Raw genomic sequence first — 12,450 nt, 5'->3', positions numbered from 1 at the left:
CTCACCGCGCCGGGAAGTTGAGGGCATAGTCGCGGTCGTCCATTCCCGCTGGTGCGGCGAAGGGGAAGCGCAGACTGGTGTCGAGGAAGTCGTGGCTGTGCACGACCAGGTTCTCCCCGTCGATCAGCACCACACCATAAGCCGGCGGCTCATGGCTGGCGAGATGGTCGGTGGCGGCAGCATCGAGCTCGAACCAGACCTGGTGGTTGGTGCCGCGCAGCGTCGAGAACGGGATCTTGCCGTAGCTGCCGAAGATGGGACGGTGCACATGGCCAAAGAACAGGTGGCGGATGCGCGCGCGATAGGGCGCGATCACCTCGGCAAATTCGGCGCTCTGCTTCAGCGCGATCTCGTCCATCGCGTGGACGCCGACCGGGAAGGGCGGATGATGCATGAACACGACGAACGGCATGTCGGCAGGTGCCGCCGCCAGCGTGCTCGCAAGCCAGTCGAAGCGCTTGGCGCACATTTCGCCGGCGTGGCTGGTCTCGTCCAGCGTGTCCAGGAAAACGAACAGACCGTGCTCGGTGGTCCGCGTGCCCTGTACGAAGCTGTTGGGATCGCGCGGCGCGGCCTTCAGGCCGTCGAGGCAGGCCACGCGCTTGTCGTGATTGCCGACCATGGCGATGTAGGGCATTTTCAGCGCGGCCATTGCGTCAGCAAAATTGGCGTAGGATTCCGGCTCGCCCCAATGGGTAAGGTCGCCGGTCACGACCGCAAACGCGGCATCGGATTGATGCCTGTTGATGTCGGCAATCGCCGCATCCAGCCGGGCGCGCGGGTCGAGGCCGTAGAGCTTGAGCCCCGGATTGGCGAGATGCGTGTCGGTGATGTGGATGAACTTGAAGGGCATGGCGCGCTTGTCAGGGACTGTTGGAGGGTGGGCGCCTCCGGCAAGACGGCCCTGACAGGCCGTTAGAGTGCGAGTGTTTCAGTTTGATGACAGCGGTTCCGCCCGTCCCGAATTCCACAGGACGTTCCGGCGAGGGCGCCGAGCCGCATCACACAAATATCGAAAACAACCCCATGCACAGTAGCCGAAGGTTGTCGGGACAACGGCTTACGCGTCTTTCGACATAATTTGACTCGTCGGGCAAAACAGGGGCATGATGCCACCATCGGAAAATCCGCAGCAGCGCGCAGCAGTCGGCTCGACGGAAGGGCGCGTGCGAAGCCCGGCGCGCCTCACGTCCCGCAAAACGTCTGCAACACAAGCTGGTCCGGCAGCGGCGGATCGGCGTAGGCGGCGTAGTCCGGTTGCTCCTGGTATGGCTTGGCCAGCACCTTCACCAATTCCTCGAACGGCGCGTAGTCGTCGTTGTTCACCGCGGCCTGGATCACGGCTTCGACGCGGTGGTTGCGCGGGATGAACAGCGGATTGACGGCGTTCATCGCAGCTTGCCGTTCGGTCGCGGTGTGCGGCTCCAGCGCCGTGCGCTCGCGCCAGCGCTTGGCCCACTCATCAAAGGCCGCGGGATCCATGAACTGCGCGCGGACGTCGGCGGCGCCGGCCTCATCGCCTGCCGCGTCACCGAGCTTGCGGAAAGTGAGGGTGAAGTCGGCCTGGTTCTTGGCCATGGCGTCGAGCAGGTCCTGGATCAGCGCCTCATCGCCGTCACGCTCCGTGAACAGGCCGACCTTCTTGCGCAGACCGGCCTGATAGGCCTTGCTGAAGATCTCGGGGAACGCGCCAAGAATCTCCTGCGCCTGCTCGACCGCCTTCTCCTGGTCGTCGGAGAACAGCGGCAGCAGGCATTCGGCGAGCCGCGTCAGATTCCATAGCGCGATGCGCGGCTGGTTGGCGTAGGCGTAGCGGCCCATCTCGTCGATCGAGGAGAACACCTGTCCGGGATTGTAGGCATCCATGAAGGCGCAGGGGCCGTAGTCGATGGTTTCGCCTGATATCGATGAGTTGTCGGTGTTCATCACGCCATGGATAAAGCCGACCAGCAACCAGCGCGCGACGAGCTCGGCCTGGCGCGCGACGACGCCGGCGAGCAGCGCATGATACGGGCGCTCCGCGGTCAACAGCTCCGGGTAGTGGCGCGTGATGACGTGGTCAGCGAGCCGGCGGATCGCGCCGGTATCACGACGGGCGGCGAAGAACTGAAAGGTGCCGACGCGGATATGGCTCGCTGCCACGCGCGTCAGCACGGCGCCGGGCAGCACGGTCTCGCGGATCACGGGCTCGCCGGTGATGACGGCGGCAAGCGAGCGTGTGGTCGGGATGCCGAGCGCGAACATCGCTTCGCTGACGATGTATTCGCGCAGCACAGGGCCGAGCGCGGCGCGGCCGTCGCCGCGGCGGGAGAACGGGGTGGGGCCGCTTCCCTTGAGCTGGATGTCGCGGCGGACGCCGTCCCTGTCGATGACCTCGCCGAGCAGGATGGCACGGCCGTCTCCGAGCTGGGGTACGAAATGCCCGAACTGATGGCCGGCATAGGCCATGGCGATGGGATCGGCCCCGGCGGGAACCGTCTTGCCGGCCAGGATCTCGGCGCCCTCGGGGGTTTCCAAGAGGTCCGGATCGAGCCCGAGCTGGATCGCCAGCGGCCGGTTCAGCTTGATCAGCCGAGGGGCGGCGACAGGGGTCGGCGCGACGCGGGCAAAGAAGCTGTCCGGCAGCGCGGAATAGGAGTTTTGGAAGGGGAAATGGACGGTCATAGCCCCAAGATAGGGCTGGAACGCCTGATGGCAAAGGCTTGAGCCTTGATTGTCCAAAAATGGACGGTTCGGCCCCAAATCAGGCCGTTCCCTTGGTTGCCGCCTCCGGCCTCGTCGGGTAAACCCTGCCGCAACTTCGGACCGACCGTGACAGGCCGTCCGATTCGCTTCCTCCGACATTGATTTTGGGACGACCATGCATCGCTACCGGTCACACACATGCGGCGCGCTCCGCGAGAGCAACATCGGCGAGGCCATCCGCCTCTCGGGCTGGGTCCATCGCGTGCGCGACCATGGCGGCGTGCTGTTCATCGACCTGCGCGACCATTACGGCCTGACCCAGTGCGTGGTCGATCCGGACTCGCCGGCGTTTGCGCAGGCCGAAAAGCTGCGCTCGGAATTCGTGGTCAAGATGGACGGCAAGGTCCGCCGTCGCCCCGAAGGCACCGACAATGACGATCTGCCGACCGGCAAGATCGAGATCTATGTCAGCGAGATCGAGGTGCTGGGCCCGGCCGGCGATTTGCCGCTGCCGGTGTTCGGCGACCAGGAATATCCCGAGGACATCCGCCTGAAGTACCGCTTCCTCGATTTGCGTCGTGAGAAGTTGCATCAGAACATCATGACGCGCGTCGAGATCATCAAGTCGATGCGCCGGCGCATGGAGGGGCAGGGTTTCTTCGAGTTCAACACCCCGATCCTGACCGCGTCCTCGCCGGAAGGCGCGCGCGACTTCCTGGTGCCCTCGCGCATCCATCCCGGCAAGTTCTACGCGCTGCCGCAGGCGCCGCAGCAGTACAAGCAACTCTTGATGATGTCGGGCTTCGACCGCTACTTCCAGATCGCGCCCTGCTTCCGCGACGAGGACCCGCGCGCCGATCGTCTACCGGGTGAATTCTACCAGCTCGACGTCGAGATGAGCTTTGTCACGCAGGACGACGTGTTCGCGGCGATGGAGCCGGTCATCACCGGCGTGTTTGAGGAGTTCGCCAAGGGCAAGCCGGTGACCAAGAACTGGCGCCGCATTCCGTTCGCCGAAGCGCTGCGCAAATACGGCAGCGACAAGCCGGACCTGCGCAACCCCATCGAGATGCAGGACGTCTCCGAGCATTTTCGTGGCTCCGGCTTCAAGGTCTTTGCGCGCATGCTCGAAGACCCCAAGAACCAGGTCTGGGCGATCCCGGCCACGGGCGGGGGTTCGCGCGCCTTCTGCGACCGCATGAACTCGTGGGCGCAGGGTGAGGGCCAGCCTGGGCTGGGCTACATCATGTGGGCAAAGGGAGCTGAAGAAGGCTCGGTACGCGAGGCAGTAGAGAAGGCCTTTGAGAAGGTTGACCCGGGCTCTCTGCCATCGGAGAGCCTGTTGGCCCCGCGAGGCAGAGGACCCCTAGCCAACAATATAGGCCGGGAGCGCACTGAAGCGATCCGCGCACAGATCGGCGTCAAGGACGGCGATGCCGCCTTCTTCGTCGCCGGCGATCCCGACAAGTTCTGGAAGTTTTCTGGGTTGGCCCGCAACAAGGTCGGCGAGGAGCTGAACCTCACCGACAAGGAGCGGTTCGAGCTCGCCTGGATCGTCGATTTCCCGATGTACGAGTACAACGAGGACGACAAGAAAGTCGACTTCTCGCACAACCCGTTTTCGATGCCGCAGGGCGGCCTCGATGCGCTCAGGGGCCAGGACCCGCTGACCATCAAGGCGTTCCAGTACGACATCACCTGCAACGGCTACGAGATCGCCTCGGGCGGCATCCGCAACCACGTGCCTGAAGCGATGGTGAAGGCGTTCGAGATCGCAGGTTACGGCGAGCAGGAAGTGGTCGACCGCTTCGGCGGCATGTACCGTGCCTTCCAGTACGGCGCGCCGCCGCATGGCGGCATGGCCGCGGGCGTCGACCGCATCGTGATGCTGCTCTGCGGCGCCACGAATTTGCGCGAGATCTCGCTGTTCCCGATGAACCAGCAGGCCATGGACCTGCTGATGGGCGCGCCGTCGGAAGCGACGACAAAACAGCTCCGCGAGCTGCACGTACGGGTGAACCTGCCGCAGAAGTGATTTCGTGCCCCGGACGCAGCGCAGCGCTTCTTCAGCGGTGCGCTGCTGAGCCGGGGCCCATGTCGACGCGAACTGCGGCCTCTCTGGGTCCCGGCTCTGCGTCGCGTCATTTCATGCCGCGCCGCGTCCGGGACACGGGATCAACTACAGCCCCGTCGAGGCCTCGATCCGGAATTGCGCGAGTGCGACGACCGGCTCGCTGTTCAGGGCATCCATCAGCTGGACCAGCGGCACCTTGCCGAGCGGCGTCAGCTTGATCGTGAGCGTCTGGCCCGAGGTCGCGACGAAGCTCGCGACCGCATCGACCGCCGCCTTGGCATCGAGATTGGAGGCCGCGATCTTCTCGCCCTGGGCGCGGATCATGTCGACGATGGCGCTGCGCGCGGCGTCGCGGCCGACATTCTGGGCGCGCGCGAACGTCGCGACCACGAGATCGACCACGCCACTGTCGCGCAAGGAGAGCTCGATCGCGCCGGCCTCGATCTGCCGCGCCTGCCCCATGACCTGCGCCGGATCGGGCGAGAAGATGTCGCGCGGCACGTTGGCAAGCGCGAGGCGGCCTTGCGCCTTGGCAAGATTTCCGAGTTCAATCGTGGCGGGCGTCAGCGTGAAGGCGCCGGAAGACTCGGTCCAGACGGCGCCGAGATCGAGGTCGATCGCGAGCTTGTCGAGGCCGGCCATGGTCAGCGCCCGCTGCGCCGGATTGGTCGGGTCGGTGGGCGTCACCATTTTCACGACCAGATTGGCCTTGCTCGGGATCGATCCGACCAGCTGGCCCCAGTTCAGGTCGATCGTATCGATGGTGATGAGCTGTCGCGTGTTCTTGTAGGGCGAGACCACGCCCTTGATCTCGGCGCCGTCCAGCACCCTGAACAGGCCCAGCATCTTGTCGGGCGATGGCGGCTGGCCGGGATTGGAGAAGCCCGCCGCCCAGCGCAGCAGGTTCGCCACGCTGAACGATTTGAGCGCGAAGCGCTCCATCTTGATTTGCCCTTGCGGCGTCGGCGCGTCGAGGCCTTCGACCGCAAGCTCGCCCTCCTGATATTTGATCGCCCTCAGCCGCGGCGTCCCTTGCGGGGTCGTCATCGACATGGTGCCGATCTCGATCTTGCCGACGCGAAGGCCCTCATAGAAATTGGCGACCTTCTCCATCATCTCGCGCGATTGCGCCGGCGTCGGCAGAACCGAGCGGTCCGCCGGGAGCAGCTCCAGGATCTCGGCCGGCCGGAATTTTGACGGCTTGACCGCGATGTCGGTGGCGGAGACTCCGTCGACCTGCATCTTCATGCCGAGCGTCGACGTCGCCACATAAGAGCCGGTCGAGATCTGCCCGTACACGCGATGATAGCTGTCGTCGTTGGCCTTCTGCGGATCGAGCGCGGCAGCAATCGCGGTCGAGTCGAAATCATTGATGATGATGTCGGACATCTCGCCGGTCAGCTTGTCCGCTTTGCCCGGCTGCGGCACGTCGATCGTGAAGGTGGCACGGTCCGCCTTCATCGCGTCCATCTTGCCCTGGGCGAGCTTCTGGACCGCCAGACCGGAATAGACGACCTCGCCGTTGCCGCCGGCGCCTTTGCCGGCATCGAAGGCGATGGTGATGGTCGGGGCCGTGACGGAAGATGCGGTCACATTCGCGTACTGATCGAGGACAAATCGATACATGTCGATCAGGGAGCCCGTCGACGGCGGGTTCGGCGTGTGAATCGGGCCGGCGTAATCCCGCATGGTCAGTTGCGGGACCTTGTAGGAGGCCTTCAGCTTGCCGGGGCCGACCTCGTCCAGGGCAACTTCGAAACCCCTGATATCGATGCTGTCGGCGGTAAAGCGACTGTCGTCGACCTGGCGGATGCCTGCGCCCTTGATGGCGGCGATCTTGACATGCGCCTGCGGCTGCTCGGCAGGCTCGATTGCAATATCCTCGATCGTCAGCGTGCGGTTTGTCAGGTCGAACGCCACCTTGCCATGACTGGCCTTGCCGCCGCCGGCGCGAAGCCGATCGAAGGTCGCTTCGACCGCGGTGGTGACGCGATGCTGGACATAGAGATTGAAGCCGAACCATCCGCCCGCGGCCAGCACGGCCACTGCGATCAGGCCGATCAGGATTCGCTTCATGTCCTCAGCTCCAGTTGCCCATTTTGCACTGCGCAACCTGCCATATTCGCAAAGCGCTGTACCGTCTAGAGAAAGCTAGCGCTTTCAGATATTTGAACGTGCGATCTGTTAATGGATCAGCAATCCGATGTTGCCACCGGGGCGCCGGCCGTGCTTGATCCCGTTTCCATGACCCGGAATACCGCGACCCGCGGGGCAAGCCGGGACATTCTGAGGCCGGTAACGCGAGGCAAGATACCGCATGTCGTCCTATTCTGATGATCTCCACCAGGCGGCGCTGGCCTATCACCGTCTGCCGCGCCCGGGAAAGCTCGAGATTCAGGCGAGCAAGCCGCTCGCCAACCAGCGCGACCTCGCGCTTGCCTATTCTCCGGGCGTCGCCGCGGCCTGTACCGAGATCGCCAAGAACCCGGCGGAAGCCGCTTCGCTCACGACCCGCGCCAATCTGGTCGCCGTGGTCTCGAACGGCACCGCGGTGCTGGGTCTCGGCAATATCGGTCCGCTTGCTTCCAAGCCGGTGATGGAAGGCAAGGCGGTCCTGTTCAAGAAATTCGCCGGCATCGACGTGTTCGACATCGAGATCGCCGCCGACACCATCAGCCGCGTGGTCGAGACCGTGGCCGCGCTCGAGCCGACCTTCGGCGGCATCAACCTTGAGGACATCCGCGGACCGGAATGTTTCGAGATCGAGGCGCAGCTGAAGGAGCGCATGAAGATCCCGGTCTTCCATGACGACCAGCACGGCACCGCGATCATCGTCGCCGCCGCCATCACCAATGGTCTCAGGCTGAACGGCAAGAAGCTGTCCGACGTCAAGATCGTGGCCTCGGGGGCTGGCGCAGCCGCGATCGCGACCCTCAATCTCCTGGTGTCGATGGGCGCGCAGCGCAAGAACATCTGGGTCTGCGACATCGACGGCCTGGTCTATGACGGACGCAACACCCAGATGGACCGCTGGAAGGCGGTTTATGCGCAGAAGACCGACAAGCGCACGCTCGGCGACGTCATCGGCGGCGCCGACATCTTCATCGGGCTCTCGGCTCCCGGCGTGCTCAAGCCGGAGATGGCCAAGGCGATGGGCGACAAGCCGCTGATCATGGCGCTTGCGAACCCAACGCCGGAGATCATGCCGGAGGAGGCGCGCGCGGCGCGCCCCGACGCCATGATCTGCACCGGGCGCTCGGACTATCCGAACCAGGTCAACAACGTCCTCTGCTTCCCCTTCATCTTCCGCGGCGCGCTCGATGTCGGCGCCACCGCGATCAACGAGGAGATGAAGCACGCCGCCGTCGAAGCCATCGCGCAGCTCGCGCGCGAGGCGCCGTCGGATGCAGTGGCGCAGGGTTTTGATACCGGCGAAACCCAAGGCTTTGGTCCGGGCTCGCTGATCCCGAGCCCGTTTGATCCTCGGTTGATTCTGCGCATTTCGCCGGCGGTTGCGAAAGCCGCGATGGAATCGGGCGTGGCGACGCGCCCCATCACCAATTTCGACGAATACACCGCGCTGCTCGAGCGCTTCGCCTTCCGCTCCGGCATCGTCATGAAGCCGATGTTCGCCAAGGCCAAGACCCAGCCGGTGCGCGTGATTTACGCCGAAGGCGAGGACGAGCGCGTGTTGCGCGCGACGCAAGTGGTGCTGGAGGAGAATCTGGCGCGGCCGATCTTGGTCGGCCGTCCCTCGGTGGTGGAGGCGCGCATCAAGCGCTTCGGCCTTCAGATCCGGGCGGGCAAGGATTTTGATCTCATCAATCCCGAGGACGATCCGCGCTACCGCTCCTACGTCCAGTCCTATGTCGAGGTCGCCGGCCGCCGCGGCGTGACGCCGGACGCGGCGCGGACGGTGGTGCGCACCAACAACACGGTGATCGCGGCGCTGGCGGTGACGCGCGGGGAGGCGGACGCCATGCTCTGCGGCGTCGAGGGCCGCTACATGCACCATCTGCGGCATGTCCGCGAGATCGTCGGCTTCTCGCCCGGGATCAGCGACTACGCGGCGCTGGCGCTGCTGATCACCAGCAAGGGTGCCTTCTTCGTCGCCGACACCCAGGTGCGTCCCAATCCGACCGCGGAAGAGCTCGCCGAGATCGCCTCGCTCGCGGCGGTCCATGTCCAGCGCTTCGCGCTCAAGCCCAAGATCGCGTTCGTCTCGCACTCCGATTTCGGCAGCTATGACACCGACTCCTCGCGCAAGATGCGGCGCGCGACCCAGCTCTTGAAGGAGAAGCATCCCGAGATCGAGGCCGACGGCGAGATGCAGGGCGATACCGCACTCTCGGCTGCGGCGCGAAAAATGGTGCTGCCGCACTCCAAGCTCGAGGGCGAGGCGAACATCATGATCATGCCGAGCCTCGACACCGCCAACGTCGCCTACCAGATGATCAAGTCGCTCGCCGACGCGCTCCCCGTCGGCCCGATCCTGATCGGCCCGGCGCGCCCGGCGCATATCCTGACCCCCTCGGTCACCGCGCGCGGCATCCTCAACATGACGGCGGTTGCGGTGGTCGAAGCGCAGGAGCGTGCGGCGCGGCAGCAGCCGACTTTGTTCACGTAGGGGCGATCCTCACCCTCTCCCCCGCGTTAGCGGCGAGACGGGTGAGGGGTATCTATCCGCGAGTCACCTCTCAAAATTGAACTCGCGGATAGAGACCCCTCATCCGGCGCTTCGCGCCACCTTCTCCCACAAGGGGAGAAGGAGCACCACCCGCGCAGCCAACCTTGAATTAGTCGTAGTTCTCCATTTCCCCGTTTGAAAACCGCAAACGGACTCATCATAATCACCACGCGCATCCCGTGCTTTAGCGCTTTGCCAAGAGGCCGATCATGCCAGCGTTCGTGACTTTCGGGCGGATCCTGTTCGCCGTGCTGTTCATCTACACGGGCGCGACCAAGCTCTTTGCCATCCAGGCGACCGCCGATTTCATCGCCGCCAAGGTCGTGGTGCCTGACGTGATCGCGCCCTACGCCAAGCAGATCGAGACAGCGACCGCCATGACCACGCCGCAGCTGCTGGCGATCGCGGTCGGTGGGCTCGAGATCATCGCGGGGCTGATGATCGCCTTGAACTTCGGCGCGCGTTTCTTTGCGATGCTGCTGATCATCTATGTCGCAGTCGCGACCTTCTTCTTCTATGATTTCTGGAATCAGGCGGCGCCCGACAATGGCAAGATGCTGGTCGATGCGCTGAAGAATCTCTCGATCATCGGCGCGCTCTTCATGATCATGGGCTACGGCCGCGCCACACGCCCGGTCGAGGCCGCATATGGTGACGTCTGAGAGGCTAACCCACCCTGCGCCATGGCGTGACGGTGACGTCATGCGCGGCATCGAGCAGATACGGCGCGCCGGGCTTCATCCCGTGTGAAGCCAGCACCTCGTGCGGCGTCCGTTCCGGCACGCCGACAAAGCAGGCTTCGCCGTCGGGCAGGCGAACATGCGGAGCCTCCGACAGCCAGAACGTGTCGTAGCGATCCATGAACATGTCGAACATGACGGGACCGCCGATGATCGCGACCGTGCCGGTGGCGACGTCGGCAAAAGCGCAGGCCTCCGCGAAGCTCGCGTGAGCGGGATTCCACAACGTCGCGTTCGGCATCTCCGGGTCGACGGTGGGCGCCTTGATCTTGCGGGTCGTGATGAGCCGCTTGCGCTTCGGCGAGTTGGCTTGCTGCTCATGCGAGTGACGGCCGTGCACGATCAGCGTGGCATGATCGAGTGCCTGTTCGAAGAAGCGCTTGTCGCCCTCGAACTTCAGGCTGTCGGGCATGACACGATGCGCGTCGGCAAGCATGCCGTCCGCCGAGACGATGACGTAGCCTTCGAAATGGAAAGACAAGGGTGACGGCTACTCAGAGACCGTCGTCACCACGGAATTGACCGGTCGCTGGCTCACCGTCGGCAGCTTGACGTCCTTGAGAAGCTCCTGGTCGTATTCGGGCAGCGTCGCGACCGGGGTCTTGGCACGCATCGCCACCACCTTGAAGCCGCCGGCCTTGAGGCGGTTCAACAGCTCGGGCAGGGCTTCGGCCGTGTGCTTCTGGAAGTCGTGCATCAGGATGATGCCCTTGCCGAGCTTGTCGAGCTTCTTCATCACGGTGTCGATCACCTTCTCGGGCTTGGACGCCTTGAAGTCGAAGGAGTCGAGATCGCAGGAGAAGATCGCGACGTTGCGGTTGCCGAGATAGGTGACCATCTCCGGCGGATGCTGGAGCGCCGGGAAGCGGAAGAACGGCGAGGGCGAGATGCCGCCGAGCGCCCATTTCACCGCCGAGAAGCCTTTCTCGATCTCGTCCTTCTTCTGCTGTTCGGTCAGCTTCTTGTTGTTGAGATTGGCGTGCGACCAGGTATGCGCGCCGATGGTGTGGCCGGCGGCGTAGACCTGCTTGAGGATTTCAGGCTCGTAGGTCGAGTGCAAACCAATCGGGAAGAAGATCCCGGTGGTGCACTGATCGGCGAGCGCCTTCAACACCGCCGGCGTGTTGCGCGGCCAGGGGCCGTCGTCGAAGGTCAGCACCACCTCGTGGTCGCGCAGGAAGTCGAGCTCCTTGAAGTGCTCGAAGCCGAAGCCGGGACCGCCGGTGGTGTCGATCTCGACGGTGCGGGTGACGCCAAGTGCGTTCGGATTGTTGCAGGCGGCGCGCGCCGGCTGCGGGGCCTGTTGCGGTGGCGGCGGGTTGACGAAGGCAGCCGGCGCCGGTGCCGCGGGAGCCGGGGCTGCGGCCGGTGCCGCTTGTGTCGCAGCCGCCGGTTTCGCGGCCGGAGTTTGCGACCACGCCGCGCTCGTCAGCGCAACAGACATCGCGCTTGCCAAAATCAGTCCTGCCGCCACACGCATGGTGTTGTCCTCGAGATTGATCCCGTTGTTCCGCCGTGGCTTTTCACCTCCGGCGAAACCGTCCTGCCCAAACCATCCTAGCCTAGATGGTGCTCCATCGCCATTGCAACGGCTGTTTGGCGCTTCGCCACAATTGTGCCCAGCCTGTGCCTCCGAAGCCTGTGCTTCCGAAGCGTGTTCGGGCGCGTACCGTCAGCTGTCGGCCAGCGCCTTGGCGACCGCCGTCTTGACCCGCGTGTCGGCAGGCTCCACGGCGGACGGAAAGACCTCGGCAATGAAGCCGTCGCGGCCGATCAGATATTTGTGGAAGTTCCACTTCGGAACTTCCCGCGGCCGCGCCTCGGCGGCCCATTTGTAGAACGGATGCGCTTTCTGCCCGATCACGACGGCCTTGGCCGCGATCGGGAAGGTAACGCCGTATTGGTGGTGCGCGGTCTCCGAAATCTCGCTGGTGCCACCGGGCTCCTGTCCGCCGAAATCGTTGGAGGGCACGCCGATGACGGTGAGGCCGCGTTCGCGAAACTCGCTCCAGAGCTCCTGCAGGCCGGCATATTGCGGCGTGTAGCCGCAAAGTGAGGCGGTGTTCACGACCAGCAGTGGCTTGCCGGTGAAGGCGGCCAGGCGGATATCGTCGCCGGACAAGGCCGGGAATGTGAAGGCATAGGCCGGGATCCGGCTCATGCCGCCATCGGCCAGCGCATGTGTTGCCGAATTGGCCGCAGCGGCAAGCGCTGCGGTGAGCACGGTCCTGCGGTTCAGCATGGCGAGTCCCCCGACATGATCC

The 12,450-nt window shown here is 64.6% G+C and carries 9 protein-coding genes; 3 read left to right on the top strand and 6 right to left on the bottom strand.

What is annotated here, in order from left to right:
* Position 1: 1 nt before the first annotated feature.
* On the bottom strand, positions 2–853 hold the full coding sequence (locus IC761_RS20570) for a phosphodiesterase (RefSeq protein WP_195798462.1): 852 nt from the start codon (positions 851–853) through the stop codon (positions 2–4).
* Positions 854–1,185: 332 nt separating this feature from the next.
* Positions 1,186–2,664, bottom strand: a complete 1,479-nt coding sequence (locus IC761_RS20565) for a protein adenylyltransferase SelO (protein WP_195798461.1) — start codon at positions 2,662–2,664, stop codon at positions 1,186–1,188.
* Between the two features lie 196 nt (positions 2,665–2,860).
* Here IC761_RS20565 and aspS point away from each other — a divergent pair, with 196 nt between their 5' ends.
* Positions 2,861–4,720, top strand: coding sequence for an aspartate--tRNA ligase (gene aspS / locus IC761_RS20560; protein ID WP_195798460.1), 1,860 nt, complete (start codon positions 2,861–2,863; stop codon positions 4,718–4,720).
* 144 nt (positions 4,721–4,864) lie between these two features.
* On the opposite strand, the gene IC761_RS20555 is transcribed toward aspS, so the two are convergent.
* Positions 4,865–6,835 (bottom strand): aq_1923 C-terminal domain, encoded by a 1,971-nt coding sequence (locus IC761_RS20555; RefSeq protein ID WP_195798459.1) that lies wholly within the window; start codon positions 6,833–6,835, stop codon positions 4,865–4,867.
* 241 nt (positions 6,836–7,076) lie between these two features.
* On the opposite strand from IC761_RS20555, the gene IC761_RS20550 reads away from it, so the two are divergent.
* Both IC761_RS20550 and IC761_RS20545 read left to right on the top strand, forming a co-directional pair.
* Positions 7,077–9,386: an NADP-dependent malic enzyme gene (locus tag IC761_RS20550; RefSeq protein ID WP_195798458.1), complete on the top strand. Its 2,310-nt coding sequence runs from the start codon at positions 7,077–7,079 to the stop codon at positions 9,384–9,386.
* Between the two features lie 269 nt (positions 9,387–9,655).
* Entirely contained in the window at positions 9,656–10,108 is a 453-nt protein-coding gene (locus tag IC761_RS20545) for a DoxX family protein (protein WP_195798457.1), read from the top strand.
* Positions 10,109–10,112: 4 nt separating this feature from the next.
* Here the strand turns inward: IC761_RS20545 and IC761_RS20540 are convergent, their stop codons facing one another.
* From IC761_RS20540 to IC761_RS20530, 3 genes are all read right to left on the bottom strand, one after another.
* A complete protein-coding gene (locus tag IC761_RS20540) occupies positions 10,113–10,667 on the bottom strand; it encodes a dihydrofolate reductase family protein (protein WP_195798456.1) in 555 nt (184 codons plus the stop codon).
* Between the two features lie 9 nt (positions 10,668–10,676).
* Positions 10,677–11,666 carry a polysaccharide deacetylase family protein gene (locus tag IC761_RS20535; RefSeq protein ID WP_195798455.1) on the bottom strand — a complete coding sequence of 330 codons (990 nt, stop codon included), beginning with the start codon at positions 11,664–11,666 and terminating at the stop codon, positions 10,677–10,679.
* 192 nt (positions 11,667–11,858) lie between these two features.
* On the bottom strand, positions 11,859–12,428 hold the full coding sequence (locus IC761_RS20530) for a glutathione peroxidase (protein WP_195798454.1): 570 nt from the start codon (positions 12,426–12,428) through the stop codon (positions 11,859–11,861).
* Between the last annotated feature and the right edge of the window lie 22 nt (positions 12,429–12,450).

It is taken from the genome of Bradyrhizobium commune, from assembly GCF_015624505.1.
Classification (GTDB): domain Bacteria; phylum Pseudomonadota; class Alphaproteobacteria; order Rhizobiales; family Xanthobacteraceae; genus Bradyrhizobium; species Bradyrhizobium commune.
This window is presented reverse-complemented; position numbering and strand designations above follow the sequence as displayed.

Bases quoted from the DNA above. Each gene is read 5' to 3' on its own strand.
- IC761_RS20570 (WP_195798462.1), bottom strand. From the start codon at position 853: ATGCCCTTCAAGTTCATCCACATCACCGACACGCATCTCGCCAATCCG.
- IC761_RS20565 (WP_195798461.1), bottom strand. From the start codon at position 2,664: ATGACCGTCCATTTCCCCTTCCAAAACTCCTATTCCGCGCTGCCGGAC.
- aspS (WP_195798460.1), top strand. From the start codon at position 2,861: ATGCATCGCTACCGGTCACACACATGCGGCGCGCTCCGCGAGAGCAAC.
- IC761_RS20555 (WP_195798459.1), bottom strand. From the start codon at position 6,835: ATGAAGCGAATCCTGATCGGCCTGATCGCAGTGGCCGTGCTGGCCGCG.
- IC761_RS20550 (WP_195798458.1), top strand. From the start codon at position 7,077: ATGTCGTCCTATTCTGATGATCTCCACCAGGCGGCGCTGGCCTATCAC.
- IC761_RS20545 (WP_195798457.1), top strand. From the start codon at position 9,656: ATGCCAGCGTTCGTGACTTTCGGGCGGATCCTGTTCGCCGTGCTGTTC.
- IC761_RS20535 (WP_195798455.1), bottom strand. From the start codon at position 11,666: ATGCGTGTGGCGGCAGGACTGATTTTGGCAAGCGCGATGTCTGTTGCG.
- IC761_RS20530 (WP_195798454.1), bottom strand. From the start codon at position 12,428: ATGCTGAACCGCAGGACCGTGCTCACCGCAGCGCTTGCCGCTGCGGCC.